The organism is Oceanicola sp. 502str15 (assembly GCF_024105635.1).
In the GTDB taxonomy this organism is placed as follows: Bacteria; Pseudomonadota; Alphaproteobacteria; order Rhodobacterales; family Rhodobacteraceae; genus Vannielia.
This window is the reverse complement of sequence record NZ_WYDQ01000001.1, coordinates 3,737,921-3,759,323: the sequence shown is the minus strand read 5'-3', so window position 1 is coordinate 3,759,323 and position 21,403 is coordinate 3,737,921. Positions and strand designations below refer to the sequence as shown.

The window sequence follows — 21,403 nt, the reverse complement described above, 5'->3', positions numbered from 1 at the left end:
CCTCAATCGGTCACGATGAGCGACATGATGCGCTCCTGGCTGGCCTCTTCGGCGGTGAGTTCACCGACAAGGGCCCCTTCGTTCATAACGTAGATGCGGTCGCACATGCCCAGCAGCTCGGGCATTTCGGAGGAGATCATCAGCACCCCCCTGCCCTGCTCGGACAGCTCGTTGATGATGCCGTAGATCTCGAACTTGGCGCCCACGTCGATGCCGCGCGTGGGCTCGTCGAGGATAAGCACCTCGGGCTCTGCGAAGAGCCACTTGGAGAGCGCCACCTTCTGCTGGTTGCCGCCCGAGAGGTTCATGACCTTCTGGAACACGGAGGGCGTGCGGATGTTCATGGCGGCGCGATACTTTTCGGCCACGCGGGTTTCTTCGGCCTCGTTCAGCACGCCGGCCGAGGCGACGGCAGGGAGGTTGGCCAGCGTGATGTTGCGCTGGATGTCTTCCTCGAGGATGAGGCCGAGGGATTTGCGGTCTTCGGTCACATAGGCCAGCCCGGTCTGGATGGCGCGGGGGACGGTGGAGGTATCGACCGGCTTGCCGCTGATCTCGACCTGCCCCGATATGTTCTGGCCGTAGCTGCGCCCGAAGATCGACATGGCGAGTTCGGTGCGCCCGGAGCCCATGAGGCCGGCGATGCCCACCACCTCACCGGCGCGGACGGTGAAGTTGGCGTTGCGGATGACCTGCCGCTCGGAATGCTCGGGGTGCCAGACGTTCCAGCCCTTTACCTCCATCAGCATGTCACCGGCGCGGCGGGTGCGGGCGGGGTAGCGCGAGGCCATGTCTCGACCGACCATGTCGCGCACGATGCGGTCTTCGGTGATGTCCTCGGCGGCGGCATCCATGGTGGAGACGGTGGTGCCGTCGCGGATGACGGTGACGCTGTCAGCCACGCGGCGCACTTCGTTCAGCTTGTGGCTGATGATGATCTGGCTGACGCCCTGGGCCTTCAGCTCGAGCATGAGGTCGAGCAGGGCCTGACTGTCGGATTCCGAAAGTGCGGCGGTCGGCTCGTCGAGGATGAGGAGCTTGACCTCCTTGGAGAGCGCCTTGGCGATTTCGACGAGCTGCTGCTTGCCCACGCCGATCTTGTCGACGAGCGTTGTGGGCGGCTCCTTGAGGCCGACCTTGCGCAGCAGATCCTCGGTGCGGGCGTTGGTTTCGCGCCAGTCGATGACGCCGCCCTTGGCACGCTCGTTGCCCAGAAACAGGTTTTCGGCAATCGAGAGCAGCGGCACCAGGGCAAGCTCCTGGTGGATGATGATGATGCCACGGGCCTCGCTGTCGGAGATGTTGCGAAACTCCGCGACGCTGCCTTCGTAGTGGATTTCGCCCGTGTAGCTGCCCACGGGATAGACCCCGGAAAGCACCTTCATGAGCGTGGATTTTCCTGCGCCGTTTTCACCGACCAGCGCGTGGATTTCGCCCTCCTTTACCGTCAGGTTGACGGTATCAAGAGCCTTCACGCCGGGAAATTCCTTGGTGATCGCGCGCATTTCGAGCAGTGCAGTCATGCCCGCAGCCTCCGCAGTTGGCGGGGCCCGCGCCTGCTAGCGCGAGCCCCGGGAGAACCCGTGAAGGGATTACTCGACCTGGTCCTTGGTGTAGTAGCCGGAGCCGATCAGGATCTCTTCCCAGTTCGACGCGTCGACGGAGACGGGCTCGAGCAGGTAGGAGGGCACCACCTTGACGCCGTTGTCATAGGTCTCGGTGTCGTTGATCTCGGGCTCGCTGCCGCCGAGCACCGCATTGACCATGCCCACGGTGACGCGGGCCAGTTCACGGGTGTCCTTGAAGACGGTGGAATACTGCTCGCCGGCGAGGATGGACTTGACCGAGGGCACCTCGGCGTCTTGCCCCGAAACGATCGGCATTTTCATGTCGCCCGAGCCGTAGCCGACGCCCTTGAGCGAGGACAGGATGCCGATGGAGAGCCCGTCGTAGGGCGACAGGACGCCGTGGACTTCCTTGTCGGTGTAATGGGCGGAGAGGAGGTTATCCATCCGGGCCTGGGCCACGGCGCCGTCCCAACGCAGGGTGCCGACGGTATCCATGCCCATCTGGCCGGACTGGACCACCACGGTGCCGTCGTCGATCAGCGGCTGAAGCACCGACATGGCGCCGTTGTAGAAGAAGTAGGCGTTGTTGTCGTCGGGCGAGCCGCCGAAGAGTTCGACGTTGTAGGGGCCGTCACCGAAGCGCTCCTTGAGGCCGTCGACGAGGCTGGAGGCCTGCTGAACGCCGACCTTGAAGTTGTCGAAGGTGGCGTAATAGTCGACGTTCTCGCTGTCGCGGATCAGGCGGTCGTAGGCGATGACCTTGATGCCGGAGGCGGCGGCGTTTTCCAGCGCGTTGCTGAGGGTGGTGCCGTCGATTGCGGCGATGACCAGCACGTCGACGCCCTTGGTGATCATGTTCTCGATCTGGGCGAGCTGGTTGGGGATGTCATCCTCTGCGTATTGCAGATCGGTTTCGTAGCCGGCGGCTTCGAACTGCTCGACCATGGAATTGCCGTCCGAGATCCAGCGGGCCGAGGATTTGGTGGGCATGGCGATGCCGACAGTGCCTTCGGCATAGGCGCCGGCAGCGAGCGACACCACGGCGACCGCCGAGGCGAGAAGGGTCTTGAGTTTCATTTGTATCCTCCAAATGCGTGCGCTGCGGCGAGCCCTCCCGGCCCGGCTTGCGCACTTCTCCCTGTTGCGGGGCCTTGAGGCATCCGCTGGGCATGGGGTAGCGCGGCGTTTACATGACTGTAAAATGCGAATACTGCCGATCTGCATACCAGTTTTGTTATGGAGATGCGGTGTGGAACTGGCCGGGCGGTTGAAACCGAGGCAGCTCAGGCTGATCCAGCGGATCGGGGAGACCCGGCAGTTGCAGAGCGCGGCCCATATGCTGGCAATGAGCCAGCCTGCCGCCTCGCGGGTGCTGGCCGAGATCGAGGCCGAGGTCGGCGCGCCGCTGTTCACCCGCCACCCCAAGGGCATGGAGCCGACGCTGCTGGGCGAGACCTTTCTGCGCCATGCGAGGGTGATCCTGAACGAACTCGACAGCCTCGAGAGCGAAGTGGCCGGGTTGCGCGCGGGGGAGACGGGCGAGGTGCGGGTGGGCTCGGTGACGGGGCCGACGGTGGGGGTGCTGGTGCCCGCCATCCGGGCGGTGCGGGAGGCGGCGCCGGGTGTGCAGGCCACCATCGAGGTGGGGCCTTCGGGGCAGCTTGTGCGGGGGCTGGAGGAAGGGCGGTTCGACTTTGTGATCTGCCGCCTGCCGCCGGAATACGACAGCCGCCAGTTTGCCATCTACCCGGCCCGCAACGAGGTGGTGAGCCTCGTGGTGCGCGCCGGTCACCCGGCGCTTGGCAGCCCGCAGCGGCTCTCGGACCTGCGGGAGTATGAATGGGTGATCCAGGACCTCGGCACGCCGATCCGGGTGGCGCTGGACGGGGCCTTTCACGCGGCCGGGCTGGCGGCGCCGGAGCAGATCACCAACTCGTCGTCGCTGCTGGTGGTGCTGTCGATCCTGAGCGGCACCGACACCATTGCGCCGCAGAGCCAGGAGGTGGCCGACGTGCTGACCCGCAACCGGATTGGCGACAGCTTTGCCACGCTGGAGCTGGCCGACCCGCTGGCGGTGGCGCCCTATTTCGTGATCCACAACCGCAGCCAGCAGATGCACCGGGCGGCGGAACGGGTGATGCAGGAGGTTTTCCGGCGGCTCTAGCGCAGGGGGCCGGTCAGCCCGGCAGGCCGAGAGCGGCACGGGCCTCGGGGGGCATGTCGCGGGCGGCGGCGTCCATTGCCGCGAAGTAGCGTGTGCGCAGCGTGTCGGCGCCGAGTTCGCGCCATTCCCGCCCGGCAAAGTGGGCCTCCTCGCGGATCAGGTCTTCGACCAGCGGGTCGATCACCGCGCCGCCGCCGCCGGGGTAGCGGAACCAGCCGACGCCGACCTTTCGGCCCAGCCGCCCCTCGGCCACCATGCGGTCGGCGACGAGGAAGGGCTCGGTGCGGGCGGCGGCGATCACATCAAGGCCGATCTGGTCTTGCATGGCGCAGGGGCCCTGTACCATGCCCCCGGCTTCGAGCGCCTCGTCAAGCTCCCACGGGTTGGAGCCTTCGAGCAGCAGGGCCTCGACCTCGGCATGGCTGTGGGCCAGAAGCCGGGCGGTGGCGTCGTAAACGATGGGGCTGGTCATTCGCCGGTGAGAAACCCGCGCTCGCGCACCAGCGCCTCGAGTGCGTCGAGCGTGGCCTCAAACGACTGGCCGGAGGTGTCGAGCTGGGCCTCGGCGCGCTCGTAGAGCGCCTCGCGGCTCCGCAGGATGCTCTTGAGCTGCTCCATGGCCTCGGGGTTTCCGGCCATCGGGCGGGTATCGCCCTGCGCCCGGACGCGGCCCATGTGCTCTTCAGGCGACGCCTTGAGCCAGACGGTGTGGAACTGGGCCAGCAGGCTCTTGTAGGTGTCGGGCTCGGCCACGATGCCGCCCGCGACGGCGAGGATGAGGGACTCGTGGGTGGCGGTGATGCGGCTGACGGCCTGGGCCTCGAGCTTGCGGTAGCCCTCCTGCCCGTAGAGCGCCATCACCTCGTTTACCGGCATGCCCGACTGCTCCTCGATCTCGCGGTTCAGCTCGATGAAGGGCAGCCCGAGACGGGCGCCAAGCTCGGCCCCGAGGGTGGATTTGCCTGCCCCGCGCAGGCCGATGAGGCAGATGCGCTGGCCGCGCAGGCGCGCGGGCGGCTCGGGAGAGAGCAGATCAAGCACGCGGGCGCGGGTTTCGGCCGGGGAGGCGGAAAAGAGGTCGGCCACACGCATGGCCTCGGAGGTCCAGGGGTCATCCTCGCCCACCAGCCATTCGATCCGGTGATCGAGCGCCACCGCCACGCGTTTCAGCAGGCCGATGGAGATGTTGCCCTCGCCCGCCTCAAGCTGGGCAAGGTAGCGCGGCGAGACGCCCGACAGCTCGGAGACCACCCGGCGCGGCAGCCCGCGCAGCTCGCGGGCCTTGCGCACGCGCTCGCCCACGCGGGAGATGAGCCGCTCGACCGCGGCCTCCATCTCGTCGACCCCGAGCGCCGCCGTGGCCTCGCCGCGGAAATTGGTGATCTCGCTCATTGCCCTCTGCCGCATTTTGCATCGTGTGAATTATAATGCACAAGATGAACGATCCGCCGTCCGGCTTCAACGAAATTCGCCGCTCAGGCGCGGCGGAGCGCCTGATGGGCGAAGGCGAGCTTGCCGCGCACCGGGTCGGAGAGGACGAAGGGGTAGAGATCGGGCAGGTCGAGCGCCCGGTTCACGTGGTTCACCCGCATGGCGAAATCGGCGGCACGTTCGATCAGCGCGAGGGCATCGGGCTCGCCGTAGGCATCACCGCCGGGGGCCAGCGCCACCGCGTAGCCGCTGTCGACGAGGTCGGTCAGGTGCAGGAGGTGGGCCACGGTTTCGGCCCAGTCCTCATGCGGGTGGGCGGTGGCGTAGCTGGTGATATGGGTGCCGCCTGCGGGCTTGGGGTTGTCATAGTGCGCCTTCAGCGCCTCGCCGTAATCGGCCCGCTCGTCGCCGAAGAGGGTGCGGAAGGCATCCGGGAAGGACGGGTCGTCCTGCGACAGGCGCAGGAAGAGGTAGTGGGCGAGTTCGTGGCGCAGGTGGCCCGACATGGTGCGATAGTCTTCGTCCAGACGCTCGCGGCGGGCTTCCTGCACCGCGCGGCTGGATTCGGCGACATCCAGCGTGATCAGCCCGTCGGCATGGCCCATGGTGATCTTTTCCGGGCCGTGGCGGGTGCGGTCTGCCACCAGCTCGAAGCGGGGGGCGGGGCCAGTGTCGGACGGGCCGAACCAGCCCCAGCGGTGCAGGCCGGCGAGCACCCAGCGCTTGGCGGCTTCGGTGCGGGCTAGGCGGCTTTCGGCGCCCTCGACCTCGGGGTCGGGGATCACCTCGGTCATGGCGCAGGAACGGCAGAGCGGCCCGTCTTCGGAGCCCGCCGTCCAGTTGCAGCCGATGGCGGTGCGGCGCGCGCAATCGACGCCCGTCACCATCGCCTGCGCGTCGGGGTCGAAATGCAGCGCGTGGCCGTTGGGGCAGTGGTGGTTGTTGAACCAGACCTGCTCGGAGCAGGCGGGACAATGGAATATTTGCATGCGGTCTCCTTGCGGCGGAGTAACCCGTGAGATGCATCGGGGTTCCGTGGACCGGCATGGCGCGTTTGGCGCGGCGGGACAAGTCCCGCCCTACGGGATGCGGGCCTCGACGAGGGCGCGGATGTCTTCGGGGGGCGGTTTCTTGGTGAAGCTGGGGCTGTCGATGAAGACGCAGGTGAAATCGCCCTCGAAGCAGAGCGTGCCGGCCTGCCGCCCCTCCACCCGGAAGCTGACGGAGGTGGTGCCGAGCCGGGTGGGCCAGCAGGCGCAGTCGAGCATGTGGCGGGGCGTCACCGGGGCGCGGAAATCCATGCTCATCGACACGAAGGGGGTGCCGGTGCCGCGATCAAGCTCCATGTGATACCAGCCCGCCTGCTCGCCCAGCGCATCAGCCCACCAGCCGTTGATCGCCTCGAGCGCAAACCATGGGAGACGGGCGGTGTAGGCGATGCGGGCCGGGTCGCAATCGCCCCAGCCGACCTGGATGTGGTGGGTGTAGGGGGCGGGTGCTGCGGGATCGGTCAATCGCGGCCTGCTTCCATGAATTTCTGCGCCAGAAGGGCGGGGTTGGTGAAGCAGACCTCGTGGGAGCCGGGCATCCAGACGTAGCGGAAGAGGCCGAGTTTTTCCGACAGGCGCGGGTGCCATGGCAGGGAGGCGGGCATGGCGGCATCTTCCTGGCAGTGGATGTAGCTCTTGCCGACCTGCCATTCGGCCGGGTTGGAGGTGAGGGATATGCGGTCCTGAAAGGTCTTGTAGGGGTGCGGGTTGAGCCGGTCGTAGGCCGATTGGGCCAGCGCGGCGTCGCCGTCGTTGATGAAAACCTCGCGCCAGACCGGGAAGGGCAGCAGCACCGAGCCGTCTTCGGCCTGGATGGCATCGAACATCTCTGTGTAATGCGGCGGGACCAGATCGTTGAGGCTTTCGCCGTCGTTGGGCACGAAGGCCGACCAGTAGACGAGGCGGCGCACGGTGCCCTCGGGCAGGCGGTCGAAGGCGCCGGTGATGACCATGCCGCCGTAGGAATGGCCGACGAGCACGATGTCGGTGAGGCCGTTCTCGGTGATATAGGCGGTGAGCGAGGCGATGGCGTCATCGAGGCCGACAGATTTGTCGGCCCCCGGCGCATTGCCAGCCAGGGTGGGCAGGTGGACCGTATGGCCGGCGGCGCGGATCGGCGCGGCGACCTCCTCGAAGAGCGGCCCCTCGTGCCATGCGCCGTGGACGATTACATAAGTGGCCATGCTGCCCTCCTCTCAGTAGGTCTCGACGTGATACCGCCCTTCGCTGCGCATCGCGTCGCGCGTGCTGTCCCAGGGCAGGCCGATACTTTCTGCGATGTTGGCCAGCGCCTTGTCGACGCCCTCTTCCATGCCGCGCAAGCCGCAGACGTAGATATGGGTTTTCGGGTCGGCCAGCAGGCCGGCCACCTCGTCTTCGTGCTGGCGCATCTTGTCCTGCACGTATTCCTTTTGCGCCTCGGGCTGGCGCGAAAAGGCGAAGTGTTTTTTCAGCAGGCTGTCGGGCACCTTCTTGAGCGGGCCGAAGTAGGGCAGCGAGTCGGGGGTGCGGGCGCCGAAGAAGAGCACCATGTCGCCCGCCGCGCCTGCCGACATGCGCTGGCGGCGCATGGTGAAGGCGCGGAAGGGGGCCGAGCCGGTGCCGGTGCAGATCATCAGCAGCCGGGCCGAGGGATCGTCGGGCATGAGGAAGGTTGCGCCGAAGGGGCCGGTGACCTGAACCTCGGCGCCCTTCTCCAGATCGCAGACGTAGTTGGAGCCGACGCCATGGGCCTCGCGCTTCACGGTGAGCGAGACGTTGGCATAGCCGGGGCGCTCGCCGTCGCGGGGGCTTGAGACGGAGTAGAGGCGCGGCAGGTGGGGCTTGCCCTCGGCGTCGGTGCCCGGCGGGATGATCCCGATGGACTGGCCTTCGAGCACCGGAAAGGGCGCGCCGCCCATGTCGAGGATGATGTGGCGCACGTCTGAATCGGCGCCCTCGGCGGTGAGGCGGTAGTTGCCCTGCACGCGGGCCGTGACCGGCTTGCCGATGGTATGGAGGTTGATGGAGGGTTTGGAGGCGGAGGCGGGGGCGACCGACTTGCCCCCTGCCCCGGCATGGGCCTCGGCCAGCAGCGCGGCCATGGCCTCATCGAGCGCCTCGGTGCTGCCCTCGCCGCCGGTTTCGATCTCCTGTTGCTCGGGCAGCTCCTCCCATTCGAACTGCTCTTCGAGGCTGTAGGGCTGCTCGACCACGCGCCACTCGTCGATGGAGCCGGTAGGGCAGACGGGGATGCAATCCATGCAGAAGTTGCACTTGTCGGCATCGACCACGACGTTGAGGTCGTCATGGGTGATGGCCTGCACCGGACAGGTCATCTCGCAGGTGTAGCAGCGGATGCAGATTTCGGGGTCGATCAGGTGTTGCTTGAGGGGCTTGTTCATGCCGCCCTGCCCTTCGGCTTCAGCACCATCTCGGGCACCGCCAGCAGATCCAGAACTTCGCGGCAGGCGCCTTTGCAGCCGGTGCAGCCGAGGCATTTGCCGGTGGTCAGCGCGCGCGGACGGGCGGGGGCCTGGGTTTGGGTCATCATGGCGGTTTCCTCCCTGTTCGGTTGGGGCGGGCGGCACCGGGGCGCCGCCCGGGCTGGCATTACGCCATGTGCAGTTTCACATATTCGAAGTCGCCGGGCTTGTTGTCGATCCCGACCTTGGGCGCGGCGATCCAGCTGGCGTATTTTCCGGGCTCGTAGCAGGGCTTCATCAGCGACTGGATGAAGTCGCCATCGGCCTTGGTGGGGAGCCACTCGTCTTTCTGGGCTTCGTAGGCCTCCGTCGACATCGGGGTGCCCTCCGTGTCAAAGTGGGCCGCCGAGAAGACGCCGATCTGGCGGTGGAAGCTTTCGTGGGGGAGCTTCAGCTCGAACTCGATGCCCATCTTCTCGATGGCCTTGTTCCAGCGGGTCACGCCGCCCGAAGCATCGCGCACGTAGTCGTCGCGCAGGCGCATGTTGATCGCCGTGAGCGCGGGCACTTCCTCCTGCACCACCTTTCCGTCAACGAGGTTCCAGACCTTGTAGGTGTCGCCGCGGAGCTGGTGATCGTCGTCGATGCGGTGCTCCATGTAGCGGCCCTTAATGCCTGCGTTAAATGCGTTGGCGGCGTTGGTCGAAACCTCTTGCCCGAAGAGGTCGAGGCTGAGGGTGTAGTGCAGGTTCAGCTTTTTCTGGATCGTCGGCAGGTCGATCACGCCGAGGTCGCGGATCTTGTTGATGTCGTAGGGGTCGGTGATGCCGGCGGCCTTCATCGCCTCGCAGGTGGCCTGGATCACGCGGCCCACCCCGGTTTCGCCCACGAACATGTGGTGCGCCTCTTCGGTGAGCATGAAGCGGCAGGTGCGGGAGAGCGGGTCGAAGCCGGATTGGGCGAGCGACTCGAGCTGCATCTTGCCGTCGCGGTCGGTGAAGTAGGTGAACATGAAGAAGGAGAGCCAGTCGGGCGTTTCCTCGTTGAAGGCGCCGAGCATCCGGGGGGCCTCGTCGGAACCCGACGAGCGGCGGAGCAGGTCATCGGCCTCTTCGCGGCCGTCTTTGCCGAAGTATTTGAACAGCAGGTAGACCATGGCCCAGAGGTGGCGGCCCTCTTCGACGTTGACCTGGAAGAGGTTGCGCAGGTCGTAGAGGGAGGGCGCGGTGAGGCCGAGGAAGCGCTGCTGCTCGACGCTGCCCGGCTCGGTGTCGCCCTGGATCACGATGAGGCGCTTGAGCATGTTGCGGTATTCGCCCGGCACTTCCTGCCACGCGGGCTGGCCGGCGTGCTCGCCGCAGGGGATGGTGCGGCCGTCGCCCTGCGGGGCCAGCAGCACGCCCCAGCGGTATTCGGGCATTTTCACGTAGTCGAACTTGGCCCAGCCCTTCGGGTCCACCGAGACGGCGGTCCGCAGGTAGACGAGGCTTTCCTGAAAGTTCTGCGGGATCAGGTCGTTCCACCAGTTAATGTAGCCGGGGTGCCACTTTTCCAGCGCCTTCAGCACGCGCTTGTCTTCGGAGAGGCCGACGTTGTTGGGGATTTGCGTGTCGTAGCTGACGTTGATGAGATCGAGCATTTTTTCCTCCTTGGTGGTGGGTTGGCACCCACCCTACGAGTTGGGTGTAGGGTGGGTGAAACCCACCATGCGGGTCAGACCCGCTGCATGTTGTAATCGCCGCGGATGCCGGTGCCGTAGCGTTGCAGGGCACCTTCGGGGCCGACGGCATTGGGGCGCTGGAAGATCCAGTTCTGCCATGCGGTGAGGCGGCCGAAGATGCGGGTTTCCATGGTTTCGGGCCCGGCGAAGCGCAGGTTGGCCTCCATGCCGGTCATCGCATCGGGGGAGAAGCTGGCGCGCTCTTCCATGAAGATGCGGATCTCGTCCTCCCAGTCGATGTCATCGAGGATGTAGGTGACGAGGCCAAGCTCGTCGGCCTCTTCGGCCTCGATGGGCTCACCGATGTGCTCGCGCAGGCTTTCCACCGTTTCGGGGGTGCCGAGGAAGCGGGTTTGCAGGCGGGTGATGTCGTTGCCCATGGGGTATTGGCCGAAGTTGCTTTCGGCGAGGGTGATGGCGGCGGTGGGGCGATTGTCGCCCTCGAACTCGTCTTCCATCATGTAGGTGCGGTCGCAGGCCCAGAGGATTTCGGCCAGCACGCCGGCAAAGCAGGAGCCGTGCTCGACGAGGGCGACGAGGGAGCGGGAGGTGACGTCGATGCGCTTGAGGATGCGCTTCCAGAAGCCGAGGATTTCGGAGGCCAGCCAGTTGTCCTTGTTGGCAAGCAGCACGGCTTCGTGGGCGAGCAGGGCCTCGGCATCGCCTTGGGTGCGGAACGTCCAGGTGCCGGCCTCCATCTCGTTGAGGCGCAGGTGCAGGATGGCGTCATCCAGCTCGCGGGCCAGCTTGAGAAGGTAGGACTGGTCGCCCTGGGCGATGAGGTCGGCCGCATCGGTGGGGGCCGGGCCTTCGGGGCCTTTGAGGGTGATGGTGGCGGAGCGCGCGGCGCGGTCGAGTTCGACCTCGACGTGGGTGTAGGTCACGGCGCTATCGGTGATGTTGCGCTCGATGGGGCCGAGGGTGATGCCCTTTTCGGCGCGGGCGGGCATGGCGGCGGCGAATTCGGCGGCGCGGGTGGTGACGGTGTCGTCGAACTTGGAGTTGGGAACGACCTCGTCGACGAGGCGCCAGTCTTTCGCCCGCTTGCCGCGCACGCCCTCTTCCATGGCGCAGAACACATCGGCCAGATCGCGGCGGACCTTGCGCTTGTCGGTCACGCGGGTGAGGCCGCCGGTGCCGGGGAGAACGGCGAGAAGCGGGACTTCGGGGAGGGCGACGGAGGAGCTGGAGTCGTCCGTCAGCATGATGTGGTTGCAGGCGAGGGCCAGCTCGTAGCCGCCCCCGGCGCAGGCGCCCTTTACCGCGGCGATCCACTTTTGGCCGGAGTCCGCCTCTGCGGCCTCGAAGGTGTTGCGGGTCTCGTTGGTGAACTTGCAGAAGTTAACCTTGTGGGCGTGGGACGCGCCGCCGAGCATGCGGATGTTGGCCCCGGCGCAGAACACGCGGTCCTTGCCGGACTGCATGATGACGACTTTCACCTCGGGGTGCTCGAAGCGCATGCGCTGCACCACATCGGAAAGCTCGATGTCGACGCCGAGGTCGTAGCTGTTGAGCTTGAGCTGGTAGCCGTCGAACAACCCGCCATCTTCATCGACATCCATGGTGACGCGCGCCACCTCGCCCTCGTAGGCCACTTTCCAGTGGCGGTACTTCGAGGGATCGGTGCGGAAATCTATCAGCTTGTCACTCATGGCGCGTTTCCTCCTGTTTCCGCTTTTTACCGGCTGGCAGGGCCGGAGTAAACGGATATTTTGCATAATACTTCATATTACGGGGCGGATTGGCCGGATTTCAGCCTGTACTTTGCACTATATTGCACTATTTCGCGCGATTTCCACCGCACCCCGAATCGACTCCAGCCGGAGGGAGAACCACCCGGCGGGGCGGTGCGGGGTGGTGAAGGGGGCAGCTTCCTCGATCAGGCGGGCGGCGATGCCGCAGAGGCGCAGGGCGGCCTCGGGGCGCTGCATCCGCTGCTTGAGGCCGGCGTTGGCGAGCTGGATCAGGGCCTGGATGCCGGTACGGTCGGGGCCATCGGGCAGCACCAGCCACACCGGCTCGAGCACCTCGTGGGCCTCCCAGAAATAGCCCGCGTCGATCCAGTCGAGCCCGGTGCGCAGCGCCTGAGACTGCATCGGCTCGGGATCGACGGTGTCGCGCAGGGCATCGAACGCGCCCTCGGGGTGGCGCGGGGTCTGGCCGGGGACGTAGGCGTATTCGGGCGTGGCGCTCACGCGGGCACGACCTCTTCGCGCTCCAGCCGGATCAGCCGGGCGGAAAACTCGGCCACGGCATCGAGCACGGCCTGGGGCTGGTCGAGATGGGGGCTGTGGCGGCAGTCGGGGAGGATGGCCACGTCGACGGGCGCGTAGCTGCGGGTTTCGACCTCTTCGACCTGCGCGAGGGTGCCATATTGGTCATCGGCCCCCTGGATCACGAGGCAGGGCACGCGCAGGTAGTCGACGACCTCGCCCACGTGCCAATCGCGGAAGCCGGGAGCGAGCCAGGCGTCGTTCCAGCCGCGGAAGGTGGCTTCCGGGTCGGTGTGATACTTGGCCATGCGGGGCTTGAGATCGGACTCGAAGCTGTCGCGGGCGGCGGCGATGGCAGCCAGACCGGCGGGCTCTGTGAAGAAATGCGGGGCCATGAGGACGAGGCCGCGAATGCGGTGGTCGGCATGGCGGCCTGCGTATTCGGCGGCGATGGTGGCACCGTCGGAGTGGCCCATGAGGATGAATTGATCGGCGCCGACCTCGGCGAGCACTTGCGGCAGCACCTCGGTGGCTTCGCGGGTCATATAGTCGAGCGGGCGGGGCAGATCGGCGGGGTCGGACTGGCCGTAGCCCGCGCGGGAGAAGGCGAAGACGCGCAGGCCAGTGGCGGCAGCGAGACGCTCGGGGATGTCGCGCCAGAGGGCGAGGCAGCCGAGGCCCTCGTGCAGCAGGACGATCACCGGGGCGGACGCCTCGCCGCCCCAGCTCTGCCATTCGAGCGACTTGCCTGCGGCGGTGAGACGGCCCTTGCCGGGAAAGGGGATCATGCGGGTTCTCCTTCGCGCAGTTTGAACCGCTGGATCTTGCCGGTGGCGGTTTTGGGCAACTCGTCGACCACCTCGACCCAGCGCGGGTATTTCCACATGCCGATCTTCTCCTTCACCAGATCCTTCAGCTCGGCGGCGACGGCGGGATCGGCCCCCTCCTTGAGCACGATGAAGGCGGCGGGTTTATCCAGCCCCTTCTCGTCGGCGCGGGCCACCACAGCGGCCTCGAGCACCGCCGGATGCTCGACCAGCGCCTGCTCGACCTCGAAGGGCGAGACCCAGATGCCGGAGACCTTGAACATGTCGTCGGTGCGCCCGCAGTAGATGTAGCGGCCCTCGGGGGTGCGCTCATACTTGTCGCCGGTGCGGGTCCAATGGCCCTGGAAGGTGTCCTGGCTCTTGGCGCGGCGGCACCAGTAGCCCTCGGCGGCGGAGGGGCCGCGCACGAGGAGTTCGCCCACCTCGCCATCGGCCACGGCCTCGTCATGCTCGTCGACCAGCCGCACCTCGTAGCCCGGCACCGCCGTGCCCGAGGTGCCATAGACGCAGTCGCCCGGGCGGTTGGAGAGGAAGATGTGGAGCATCTCGGTGGAGCCGACGCCATCTACGATCTGCGCCTTCCAGAGCGACTCCCAGCGCTCGCCGATCTCGCGCGGCAGGGCCTCGCCTGCGGAGGTGCAGAGGCGGATGGCATGGGCGGGCGCGCCGCCGGCCTTCTGTTGGGCGGCGACCAGCGCGGCAAAGAGCGTGGGCACGCCGCAGAAGATGGTGGGTTTTTCGTCGGCCATGATGGCAAAGCAGGCGTCGGGCGTGGGGCGGCCGCCGTAGATCACCGTGGTGGCCCCGACCGACATGGGGAAGGACATGGCGTTGCCCAGCCCATAGGCGAAGAACATCTTGGCGGCGGAATACACCGTGTCGTCCTCGCGGATGCCCAGCACGTCGCGCCCGAAGGTGTCGGCGGTGGCCTTCAGCGAGCCGTGCACATGGCGCACTCCCTTGGGGGTGCCGGTGGAGCCGGAGGAGTAGAGCCAGAAGGCGAGTTCGTCGTCATGGGCCACGACCGGCTCCATGGACGGCGCGCCTGCGGTGAAGGCCTGGTAGGACTCGGTGCCCTCGGGGGCTTCGCCCACGACCACGATGGCGCGCAGGAAGGGGTTGCCCTCGGTGGCGGGGGCCACGGTGGGCCACATCTCTTGCGAGACCACCAGGATGGAGGCGCGGCTGTCGGCGAGGATCGCTTCGTAGACCGGCGCGGCGAGCAGGGTGTTGAGCGGCACCGGGATCGCGCCCGCCTTGAGCGCGCCCCAGAAGACCACCGGAAACTCGATCTGGTCGCGCAGGATCATCGCCACCCGCTCCTCGCGGCGGACCCCGTGGCGGGTGAGCGCCCCGGCGAATTTGGCCGTTTCCTCAGACAGTTGTCCGTAAGTCAGGCTGCGCCTCTCGCCATCGGCCTCGCGGAAGGCGGGCTTGTCGGCCCGGCCCTCTGCTACGTGGCGATCGACAAAATAAAGGGCTGCGTTGCTGTTCATTGGCGTCGTCCTCCCTGACGCGACTCCGCAGAATCGCGCCTCCTCCCTGTATGTGCGTTATAGTGCACATTGCGCCGAGCCGATCAAGCGTCGTCGCGCAACTTTGCATTTTTGTGCATATTGTAGGCGGAGGTTGGCCGGGGGAGACTGGGGGTATGGATGGAGCCGAGATCACCCCGGAAGTGCTGCCGCTCGGGCAGGATGGCGTGCTGGTGCGCTTTGCCCGCGCAGTCAGCCCGCAGGCGAGCGCGGCGGTGGCCCGCTTTGCGGCGGAGGCGGAGGGGCTGGCCGAGGAGGTGGCCCCGGCGCTGGCCTCGGTGCTGCTGCGCTTCGACCCCGGCAGGCGCACGCGGGCCGAGGTTGTGGCCGGGGCGGAGGCGCTGCTGGCGGCGCAGGACTGGGGCGGGCTGTACGACCCGCCGCCGCGCAGGCTGTGGCGGGTGCCGGTGGCGCTGGAGGGGGAGCCGCTGGCGGAGGCCGCTGAGCTGGCCGGGTTGACGGAGGCGGAGGCGCGCGCCGAGCTGCTGGCGGCGGAGCTGCGGGTGCGGGCGATCGGCTTTGCGCCGGGGATGCCCTACCTCGGCTACCTGCCGGAACATTGGAACATACCGCGCCAGCGCGACCTCACCCCGAAGGTGCCCGCCGGGGCGCTGGTGGTGGCGGTGCGCCAGCTTGTGCTGTTTCCGACCGATACCGTGACCGGCTGGCGGATGGTCGGGCGCTGCGCCTTTCGCCCCTTCCGGCGCGAGGCGGAGGCGCCCTTTGTGCTCTCCCCCGGCGATGCACTGCGCTTCGAGGCGGTGACGGCGGGCGAGGTGGAGGCGCTGGAGGGGGAGCCGCTGGGCGGGGCAATCTGCGAGGGCGCGGCATGAGCGTGCTGCGGGTGCTCGACATCGCCCCGGGTGTGACTGTGCAGGACATGGGCCGGCCGGGATGGATTGCCAAGGGCCTTGCGCGCGGTGGCGCGGCCGACCGGCTGGCGCTGCTGGAGGCCGCCGCGCTGCTGGGGCAGCACCACCCGCTGGCGGCGCTGGAAATGGCCGGCGCGGGCGGGCGGTTTGCGGTGGATGCGCCAACCCGCATCTGCCTCACCGGCGCACGGATGAAGGCCGAGATCGAGGGCCGCCCGCTGGGCCATTGCGAAACCGCGCTGCTCGCCCCCGGCGAGGTGCTGCGGGTCGGCGGCGCGCAGGCCGGGGCCTATGGCTACCTTGCCTTCGCGGGGGGCGTTCTGGGCGAGGAATGGCTGGGCGCGCGGGCGGCGCACCTGCTGGCCGGGGTCGGGCGTTTTGTGGCGGCGGGCGACGACATCGCGCTGGGCCCGGATGATGCGCCCGAGGCCGCGGCGCTTGTTCTGGAGCCGGAGCCACGGCTGGGCGGCGGGGCGCTGCGGGTGATGCCGGGGCCGCAGAGCGGGCTGTTTGCGCCCGAGGTGCGGGCGCGGTTCTTCGGCACCGAGTTCAGCCGGGCACCGCAGGCCAACCGGCAGGGGGTGCGGCTGGATTTCGAGGGCCCGGCCTTCGAGAGCGAGACCAGCGGCCTCGCCTCGGATTTCATCACTGGCGGCGACATCCAGATGACGGGTGACGGACGCCCCTACGTGCTGCTGGCCGAGAGCCAGACCGTGGGTGGCTACCCGCGGATCGGCACGGTGATTGCCGCCGACCTGCCCCGGCTGGCGCAGGCGCAGGCGGGCGAGGCGCTGCGCTTTCAGGAGGTGAGCCTTGCCGAGGCGGATGCTGCGTGGGAGAGCGAGGCGGCGGTGCAGGCGCGGCTGCGCAAGGCCCTGCGCCCGCGCCTGCGCGACCCCCGCGACATTCCCGACCTGCTGAGCTACCAATTGGTGAGCGGCGTGACAGGCGGCAACGAGTTGGAGGACGAATGACCCGGACGATCGACCTGAACGCCGACATGGGCGAAAGTTTCGGCCCCTGGGTCATGGGGCAGGATGCAGAGATCCTGAAGGTGGTGACATCGGCCAACGTGGCCTGCGGCTTTCATGCCGGGGATGCCGATACGATGGCCGCCACCATGGGCGAGGCGCTGCGCCGGGGCGTCGGCATCGGGGCGCATCCGGGGTTTGCGGACTTGCAGGGCTTTGGGCGGCGGCGGATTTCGCTTTCGTCGCAGGAGCTTGGCAATCTGGTGACCTATCAGCTCGGGGCAGCGATGGCGGTTGCGGCCCGCGCCGGGGGCACGGTGCGCCACCTCAAGCTGCACGGGGCGCTGGCCAACATGGCGGCGGAAGACGAGGCCATGGCGCGGGCCTGCTACGAGGCGGCGCTGGCGGTGAAGCCAGACCTCGTGCTGATGACCATTGCCCAGACCGCCCAGCAACGCGCCGCCGAGGCGCTGGGGGCGCAGATCGCCTGCGAGATCTTTGCCGACCGGGGCTACGAGGAAGATGCCACTTTGGTCGACCGCAAGAAGCCCGGCGCCATGATCCACGACCCTGACGAAGCCGCTGCGCGGGTGCTGCGGATGGTGGAGGCGCAGGCGATCATCGCCACAAGCGGCAAGCAGATCCCGACCCGGATCGACAGCATCTGCCTGCACGGCGACGGCCCCGAGGCGCTGGCGATTGCCCGCGCCGTGCGGGCGCGGCTGGAGGGTGCCGGATGGGCGCTTGCGCCGCTCTGATTTCTGGCTAGCCTGACACCCGAGGAGACCAGATATGAGCGCCATTTTCGTCCAGATCCGCTGCACCCCGGGCACCACCTACGAGGTGGCCAAGGCCCTTGTGCTGGAGGAAATCCACTCGGAGCTCTACTCGACCTCCGGCGAATGGGACTTGCTGATGAAGCTCTACCCGCCCGAGGACGTGGATATCGGCCAGTTCATCTCGGAGAACGTATCGAAGGTGAAGGGCGTGGAGCGGACGCTGACGACGCTGACCTTCAAGGCGTTCTGAAGAGGGCTTGACTGATTTTGGTTGCGGGCCGTCATCCTCGGGCTTGACCCGAGGATCCCCTGACGGTCGAGAGATCCTCGGGTCAAGCCCGAGGATGACTGCGCCCCGAGGATGACCGCGCCCTACAGCCCCAGGTATCGCTCCCGTGCCGCGCCGTCGGCCTCCAGCTCGGCCGAACTGCCCTGCCAGACGGTTTCGCCGCGCTGGATCACCACGTGCCGATCGGCCAGCCGCATCAGGTCGCGCAGGTTCTTGTCGACCACGAGGATCGACAGGCCGGTGTCGCGGATCGCGCCGAGGGCCTCCCAGATCCGGGCGCGCACCAGCGGGGCGAGGCCCTCGGTGGCCTCGTCGAGGATAAGCAGGCGCGGGTTGGTCATCAGCGCCCGGCCGATCGCGAGCATCTGCTGCTCGCCGCCCGACAGCAGGTTGCCCATGGACGACGCCCGCGCCTCCAGCTCGGGGAACATCGCGTAGACCCGTGCTTCCGTCCAGGGTTCGGGCTGGTCGAGGTGGTTGGAGGCGGTGGCCACGAGGTTTTCACGCGCGGTGAGGTTGGGAAAGATCTGCCGCCCCTCCGGCACCAGCCCCAGCCCGAGATTGGCGATGCGGTGCGAGGGCATGCCGGCCAGTTCGGTGCCGTCGAGGCGGATGCGCCCGGCGGAGGGCTTTCGGATGCCCATGATCGCGCTGATGGTGGTGGTCTTGCCCATGCCGTTGCGTCCCAGCAGCGTCACCACCTGCCCGGCGCCGACCTCGAGCGAGATGTCGAACAGCGCCTGGGAGGGGCCGTAATGGGCCTGGAGGCCTTCGACCTTCAGCATCAGGCTTCCTCCCCGAGGTAGGCGGCTTCGACCTCCTTGTTGGCGCGGATCGCGGCCGGGTCGCCTGTGGCGATGATATGGCCGTAGACCAGCACCGAGATCCGGTCGGCGAGGGCAAAGACGGCGTCCATGTCGTGTTCGATCAGCACGATGGTGTGGCTTCCCTTCAGCTCGGTCAGCAGCGCCACCATGCGGGCGCTCTCGTCGGGGCCGAGGCCGGCCATGGGCTCGTCGAGCAGCATCAGCTCGGCCTCGCTGGCCAGCGCCACGGCAATTTCCATGTGCCGGTGCTCGCCGTGGGAGAGCGCACGGGTTTCCATAGCGGCCTTCTCGGCCAGGCCGACGCGGTCGAGCAAGGCCATCGCCCGGTCGCGGATCGCCGGGATGCTCGACGCCGCCCGGAAGAAGCGGAACGACGAGCCCTGACGGGCCTGCACCGCGAGGGCGATGTTTTCTAGCACGGTCATGTCGAGGATCAGCGAGGTGATCTGGAAGCTGCGGGTGATCCCGAGGCGCGCCCGCTTGTGCGGGGCCAGCGCGGTGATGTCGCGGCCCTTGAACAGCACCTGCCCGGCATCCGGTGTCTGGGTGCCGCAGAGCTGGGTGATCAGCGTGGTCTTGCCCGCGCCGTTGGGGCCGATGATGGCATGCAGCTCGCCCACCTCGACGGAAAGGGTGAGGTCGTCGGTGGCGCGGATGCCGCCGAAGCTCTTCATCAGGCCGCGGGTTTCGAGCAGGCTCATTTGCGCCCTCCGAACATGCCCATCAGCCCGCCGCGGGTGAAGAGCACCACGGCGATCAGCAGCAGGCCGAAGGGCAGGTGCCAGTAGATGGTGAAGTGGCTGAGCACTTCCTCGAGGATGATGAAGGCCGCCGCGCCCAGCACCGGGCCGCCGGTGGTGGAGGCGCCGCCGAGGATGACCATGAACATCAGCTCGCCGGAGCGGGTCCAATCCATCATCTCGGGCGAGATGAAGGTGGTGAAGTTGCCCAGCAGCGCGCCCGCGTAGCCCGCCATGGCGCCGGAGATCACGTAGGCGGTGAGGCGGTAGGCGTAAGGATTCAGCCCCATCATCTGCACCCGCTCGGCATTGCCCTTGGCGCCGCGCAGCACCATGCCGAAGCGCGAGCGGGTGATCATCCGCACGATCAGCATCGCCGCCACCAGCGAGACATAGGCGAGGCCGAAGAGTTGCAGCGGATCATCAAGGCTGACCCCGGGCAGCTCGGAGCGGGTGTCGATCACCAGCCCGTCGTCGCCGCCGTATTCCTCGACCGAGACGATGGCGTAATAGACCATCTGGGCGAAGGCCATGGTGATCATGATGAAGTAGACGCCTTTGGTGCGCAGGCAGATCGCGCCGGTGACGAGGGCGAAGAGGGCGCAGACCGCCATGGCCAGCGGGATCTGGACCAGCCCCGATGTGGTGGCCAGCCCGAGGTGCTCGAGCCCGCCGTAGAGCCAGTGATAGGCCGGGATGCCGACGGCATAGGCCCCGAGGCCGACGTAGGCGGCATGGCCGAAGCTCACCAGCCCGCCGTAGCCGAGGATCAGGTTGAGGCTGACCGCGGCGATGGCGAGGATCACCAGCCGCGTGGCCAGATCGAGCCAGAAGGCGTTGCCGGTGAAGTAGAACACCGGCGGCAGCACGGCGAGAAGGGCCATGGCGGCGAGGGTGATGAGGGTGCGTGACGTCATCTGCGGGCCTCCGCGCCCGGCTGCACTGTGGAGTGAGTATTTGCAGCAAGAAAATGGGCAGGGAGGGGCGCCGGAACGCGGACAATTTGACTCAAATTGCGCATTTTCTTGCGGAAAATATCCCCGCCGGAGGCATTGAATCTTTTCTGGAGCGCCATCAGCCTCACCGCACCTTCGGCGGGAACAGGCCCTGCGGCTTCAGGGCGAGCACGCAGGCCATGATGATGTAGATCAGCATGGCGGAAATGGCGGGGGCGGAGTTTTCGGCGGCGTCGGGGGACATCACCAGCTTGAAGATGTCGTCGAGGAAGGAGCGGCCCAGCGTGTCGATGAGGCCGATCAGCAGGGCGGCGATGAAGGCGCCCTTCATCGAGCCGATGCCGCCGACGATGATGACCACGAAAGCGGTGATGATAACCTGGTTGCCCATGCCGATGGAGGCCTCGGTGATCGGGGCGATCAGCATGCCCGCCAGCCCGGCGAGCGCGGCGCCCAGCGCGAAGACGAGGCCGAAGAGCAGCTCGATGTTGATGCCGAGCGCGGCGACCATGGTGCGGTTGGAGGCCCCGGCGCGGATCAGCATGCCGAGGCGGGTGAAGGTGACCATCCAGTAGAGCCCCCCCGCCGCCGCCAGCCCGGCGGCGATGATGACGAGGCGGAAGGTGGGGATGACGAGGGTTTCGGAGAGGGCGAGCTGGCCCTGGAACGCCTCGGGAAGGGGCACGGCGATGCCCTCGGGGCCCCAGATCAGGTGCGCTGCCGTATCGAACACGAGGATCAGGCCGAAGGTGGCGAGCACGTGGTCGAGGTGGTCGCGGGCATAGAGCGGGCGCGCCACGAATCGTTCCACCGCCCAGCCGAGCGCCGCCGTCACCGGCAGGGCCAGCACCACTGCCAGAAAGAAATTGCCGACGAGATAGGTCAGCGAGGCGCAGACGAAGGCGCCGATCATGTAGAGCGAGGCATGGGCGAGGTTGACGAAATCGAGGATGCCGAAGACCAGCGTCAGCCCGGAGGCGACTAGGAACAGCAGCAGGCCCAGTTGCAGCCCGTTCAGCGTCTGGATGATGAGGAGAGAGGTGTCCACGGAGGTCTC

General features: G+C 67.5%; 23 protein-coding genes. 5 read left to right on the top strand and 18 right to left on the bottom strand.

Going from position 1 to position 21,403, the window contains the following annotated elements:
* Nucleotides 1-2: 2 nt before the first annotated feature.
* Both mmsA and chvE read right to left on the bottom strand, forming a co-directional pair.
* On the bottom strand, nucleotides 3-1,523 hold the full coding sequence (gene mmsA, locus GTH22_RS18470; protein ID WP_252947059.1) for a multiple monosaccharide ABC transporter ATP-binding protein: 1,521 nt from the start codon (nucleotides 1,521-1,523) through the stop codon (nucleotides 3-5).
* A gap of 69 nt (nucleotides 1,524-1,592) precedes the next feature.
* Nucleotides 1,593-2,645, bottom strand: a complete 1,053-nt coding sequence (gene chvE / locus GTH22_RS18465; RefSeq protein ID WP_252947058.1) for a multiple monosaccharide ABC transporter substrate-binding protein — start codon at nucleotides 2,643-2,645, stop codon at nucleotides 1,593-1,595.
* Nucleotides 2,646-2,817: 172 nt separating this feature from the next.
* Between chvE and GTH22_RS18460 the strand changes: the two genes are divergently transcribed.
* Nucleotides 2,818-3,732 carry a LysR substrate-binding domain-containing protein gene (locus GTH22_RS18460; protein ID WP_252947057.1) on the top strand — a complete coding sequence of 305 codons (915 nt, stop codon included), beginning with the start codon at nucleotides 2,818-2,820 and terminating at the stop codon, nucleotides 3,730-3,732.
* A gap of 13 nt (nucleotides 3,733-3,745) precedes the next feature.
* On the opposite strand, the gene GTH22_RS18455 is transcribed toward GTH22_RS18460, so the two are convergent.
* The 12 genes from GTH22_RS18455 to GTH22_RS18400 all read right to left on the bottom strand — a co-directional run bounded on the left by GTH22_RS18455 (nucleotide 3,746) and on the right by GTH22_RS18400 (nucleotide 14,873).
* Nucleotides 3,746-4,204 (bottom strand): 3-hydroxyacyl-CoA dehydrogenase family protein, encoded by a 459-nt coding sequence (locus GTH22_RS18455; RefSeq protein ID WP_252947056.1) that lies wholly within the window; start codon nucleotides 4,202-4,204, stop codon nucleotides 3,746-3,748.
* The gene (locus tag GTH22_RS18450; RefSeq protein WP_252947055.1) at nucleotides 4,201-5,124 is read right to left on the bottom strand and encodes a helix-turn-helix transcriptional regulator; all 924 of its coding nucleotides are present in this window, start codon (nucleotides 5,122-5,124) and stop codon (nucleotides 4,201-4,203) included. The genes GTH22_RS18455 and GTH22_RS18450 overlap by 4 nt, the downstream gene beginning before the upstream one ends.
* Before the next feature lie 83 nt (nucleotides 5,125-5,207).
* Nucleotides 5,208-6,152 (bottom strand): putative zinc-binding metallopeptidase, encoded by a 945-nt coding sequence (locus tag GTH22_RS18445; RefSeq protein WP_252947054.1) that lies wholly within the window; start codon nucleotides 6,150-6,152, stop codon nucleotides 5,208-5,210.
* A 90-nt stretch (nucleotides 6,153-6,242) separates the two neighbouring features.
* Nucleotides 6,243-6,677 carry a thioesterase family protein gene (locus GTH22_RS18440; protein WP_252947053.1) on the bottom strand — a complete coding sequence of 145 codons (435 nt, stop codon included), beginning with the start codon at nucleotides 6,675-6,677 and terminating at the stop codon, nucleotides 6,243-6,245.
* Nucleotides 6,674-7,396: an alpha/beta fold hydrolase gene (locus GTH22_RS18435; protein ID WP_252947052.1), complete on the bottom strand. Its 723-nt coding sequence runs from the start codon at nucleotides 7,394-7,396 to the stop codon at nucleotides 6,674-6,676. The genes GTH22_RS18440 and GTH22_RS18435 overlap by 4 nt, the downstream gene beginning before the upstream one ends.
* A gap of 12 nt (nucleotides 7,397-7,408) precedes the next feature.
* On the bottom strand, nucleotides 7,409-8,596 hold the full coding sequence (boxA, locus tag GTH22_RS18430) for a benzoyl-CoA 2,3-epoxidase subunit BoxA (protein WP_252947051.1): 1,188 nt from the start codon (nucleotides 8,594-8,596) through the stop codon (nucleotides 7,409-7,411).
* Nucleotides 8,593-8,745, bottom strand: a complete 153-nt coding sequence (locus GTH22_RS18425; protein ID WP_252947050.1) for a hypothetical protein — start codon at nucleotides 8,743-8,745, stop codon at nucleotides 8,593-8,595. Before GTH22_RS18425 ends, boxA begins: the two co-directional genes overlap by 4 nt.
* A 59-nt stretch (nucleotides 8,746-8,804) precedes the next feature.
* Nucleotides 8,805-10,256 carry a benzoyl-CoA 2,3-epoxidase subunit BoxB gene (gene boxB, locus GTH22_RS18420; protein ID WP_252947049.1) on the bottom strand — a complete coding sequence of 484 codons (1,452 nt, stop codon included), beginning with the start codon at nucleotides 10,254-10,256 and terminating at the stop codon, nucleotides 8,805-8,807.
* A 74-nt stretch (nucleotides 10,257-10,330) separates the two neighbouring features.
* Entirely contained in the window at nucleotides 10,331-11,989 is a 1,659-nt protein-coding gene (gene boxC, locus GTH22_RS18415) for a 2,3-epoxybenzoyl-CoA dihydrolase (RefSeq protein ID WP_252947048.1), read from the bottom strand.
* Between the two features lie 117 nt (nucleotides 11,990-12,106).
* Complete coding sequence (locus tag GTH22_RS18410) at nucleotides 12,107-12,532, bottom strand: DUF309 domain-containing protein (protein WP_252947047.1); 426 nt, start codon at nucleotides 12,530-12,532, stop codon at nucleotides 12,107-12,109.
* On the bottom strand, nucleotides 12,529-13,338 hold the full coding sequence (locus tag GTH22_RS18405) for an alpha/beta fold hydrolase (RefSeq protein WP_252947046.1): 810 nt from the start codon (nucleotides 13,336-13,338) through the stop codon (nucleotides 12,529-12,531). The genes GTH22_RS18410 and GTH22_RS18405 overlap by 4 nt, the downstream gene beginning before the upstream one ends.
* Nucleotides 13,335-14,873, bottom strand: a complete 1,539-nt coding sequence (locus GTH22_RS18400) for a benzoate-CoA ligase family protein (protein WP_252947045.1) — start codon at nucleotides 14,871-14,873, stop codon at nucleotides 13,335-13,337. Before GTH22_RS18400 ends, GTH22_RS18405 begins: the two co-directional genes overlap by 4 nt.
* 155 nt (nucleotides 14,874-15,028) lie before the next feature.
* On the opposite strand from GTH22_RS18400, the gene GTH22_RS18395 reads away from it, so the two are divergent.
* From GTH22_RS18395 to GTH22_RS18380, 4 genes are read left to right on the top strand one after another with little or no spacing between them, the layout of a single operon-like run.
* Nucleotides 15,029-15,745: a carboxyltransferase domain-containing protein gene (locus GTH22_RS18395; protein ID WP_252947044.1), complete on the top strand. Its 717-nt coding sequence runs from the start codon at nucleotides 15,029-15,031 to the stop codon at nucleotides 15,743-15,745.
* Nucleotides 15,742-16,758, top strand: coding sequence for a biotin-dependent carboxyltransferase family protein (locus tag GTH22_RS18390; protein WP_252947043.1), 1,017 nt, complete (start codon nucleotides 15,742-15,744; stop codon nucleotides 16,756-16,758). The genes GTH22_RS18395 and GTH22_RS18390 overlap by 4 nt, the downstream gene beginning before the upstream one ends.
* Nucleotides 16,755-17,513 carry a LamB/YcsF family protein gene (locus GTH22_RS18385; RefSeq protein ID WP_252947042.1) on the top strand — a complete coding sequence of 253 codons (759 nt, stop codon included), beginning with the start codon at nucleotides 16,755-16,757 and terminating at the stop codon, nucleotides 17,511-17,513. Before GTH22_RS18390 ends, GTH22_RS18385 begins: the two co-directional genes overlap by 4 nt.
* A 34-nt stretch (nucleotides 17,514-17,547) precedes the next feature.
* On the top strand, nucleotides 17,548-17,784 hold the full coding sequence (locus tag GTH22_RS18380) for an Lrp/AsnC ligand binding domain-containing protein (RefSeq protein WP_252947041.1): 237 nt from the start codon (nucleotides 17,548-17,550) through the stop codon (nucleotides 17,782-17,784).
* Nucleotides 17,785-17,906: 122 nt separating this feature from the next.
* Here the strand turns inward: GTH22_RS18380 and GTH22_RS18375 are convergent, their stop codons facing one another.
* The 4 genes from GTH22_RS18375 to GTH22_RS18360 all read right to left on the bottom strand — a co-directional run bounded on the left by GTH22_RS18375 (nucleotide 17,907) and on the right by GTH22_RS18360 (nucleotide 21,394).
* The gene (locus GTH22_RS18375) at nucleotides 17,907-18,608 is read right to left on the bottom strand and encodes an ABC transporter ATP-binding protein (protein WP_252947040.1); all 702 of its coding nucleotides are present in this window, start codon (nucleotides 18,606-18,608) and stop codon (nucleotides 17,907-17,909) included.
* Nucleotides 18,608-19,351 (bottom strand): ABC transporter ATP-binding protein, encoded by a 744-nt coding sequence (locus tag GTH22_RS18370; RefSeq protein ID WP_252947039.1) that lies wholly within the window; start codon nucleotides 19,349-19,351, stop codon nucleotides 18,608-18,610. Before GTH22_RS18370 ends, GTH22_RS18375 begins: the two co-directional genes overlap by 1 nt.
* A complete protein-coding gene (locus GTH22_RS18365) occupies nucleotides 19,348-20,307 on the bottom strand; it encodes a branched-chain amino acid ABC transporter permease (RefSeq protein ID WP_252947038.1) in 960 nt (319 codons plus the stop codon). Before GTH22_RS18365 ends, GTH22_RS18370 begins: the two co-directional genes overlap by 4 nt.
* A 163-nt stretch (nucleotides 20,308-20,470) precedes the next feature.
* On the bottom strand, nucleotides 20,471-21,394 hold the full coding sequence (locus tag GTH22_RS18360) for a branched-chain amino acid ABC transporter permease (protein ID WP_252947037.1): 924 nt from the start codon (nucleotides 21,392-21,394) through the stop codon (nucleotides 20,471-20,473).
* Nucleotides 21,395-21,403: the final 9 nt, after the last annotated feature.

Bases quoted from the DNA above. Each gene is read 5' to 3' on its own strand.
- mmsA (WP_252947059.1), bottom strand. From the start codon at position 1,523: ATGACTGCACTGCTCGAAATGCGCGCGATCACCAAGGAATTTCCCGGC.
- chvE (WP_252947058.1), bottom strand. From the start codon at position 2,645: ATGAAACTCAAGACCCTTCTCGCCTCGGCGGTCGCCGTGGTGTCGCTC.
- GTH22_RS18455 (WP_252947056.1), bottom strand. From the start codon at position 4,204: ATGACCAGCCCCATCGTTTACGACGCCACCGCCCGGCTTCTGGCCCAC.
- GTH22_RS18450 (WP_252947055.1), bottom strand. From the start codon at position 5,124: ATGAGCGAGATCACCAATTTCCGCGGCGAGGCCACGGCGGCGCTCGGG.
- GTH22_RS18445 (WP_252947054.1), bottom strand. From the start codon at position 6,152: ATGCAAATATTCCATTGTCCCGCCTGCTCCGAGCAGGTCTGGTTCAAC.
- GTH22_RS18435 (WP_252947052.1), bottom strand. From the start codon at position 7,396: ATGGCCACTTATGTAATCGTCCACGGCGCATGGCACGAGGGGCCGCTC.
- boxA (WP_252947051.1), bottom strand. From the start codon at position 8,596: ATGAACAAGCCCCTCAAGCAACACCTGATCGACCCCGAAATCTGCATC.
- GTH22_RS18425 (WP_252947050.1), bottom strand. From the start codon at position 8,745: ATGATGACCCAAACCCAGGCCCCCGCCCGTCCGCGCGCGCTGACCACC.
- boxB (WP_252947049.1), bottom strand. From the start codon at position 10,256: ATGCTCGATCTCATCAACGTCAGCTACGACACGCAAATCCCCAACAAC.
- boxC (WP_252947048.1), bottom strand. From the start codon at position 11,989: ATGAGTGACAAGCTGATAGATTTCCGCACCGATCCCTCGAAGTACCGC.
- GTH22_RS18405 (WP_252947046.1), bottom strand. From the start codon at position 13,338: ATGATCCCCTTTCCCGGCAAGGGCCGTCTCACCGCCGCAGGCAAGTCG.
- GTH22_RS18400 (WP_252947045.1), bottom strand. From the start codon at position 14,873: ATGAACAGCAACGCAGCCCTTTATTTTGTCGATCGCCACGTAGCAGAG.
- GTH22_RS18395 (WP_252947044.1), top strand. From the start codon at position 15,029: ATGGATGGAGCCGAGATCACCCCGGAAGTGCTGCCGCTCGGGCAGGAT.
- GTH22_RS18390 (WP_252947043.1), top strand. From the start codon at position 15,742: ATGAGCGTGCTGCGGGTGCTCGACATCGCCCCGGGTGTGACTGTGCAG.
- GTH22_RS18385 (WP_252947042.1), top strand. From the start codon at position 16,755: ATGACCCGGACGATCGACCTGAACGCCGACATGGGCGAAAGTTTCGGC.
- GTH22_RS18380 (WP_252947041.1), top strand. From the start codon at position 17,548: ATGAGCGCCATTTTCGTCCAGATCCGCTGCACCCCGGGCACCACCTAC.
- GTH22_RS18375 (WP_252947040.1), bottom strand. From the start codon at position 18,608: ATGCTGAAGGTCGAAGGCCTCCAGGCCCATTACGGCCCCTCCCAGGCG.
- GTH22_RS18370 (WP_252947039.1), bottom strand. From the start codon at position 19,351: ATGAGCCTGCTCGAAACCCGCGGCCTGATGAAGAGCTTCGGCGGCATC.
- GTH22_RS18365 (WP_252947038.1), bottom strand. From the start codon at position 20,307: ATGACGTCACGCACCCTCATCACCCTCGCCGCCATGGCCCTTCTCGCC.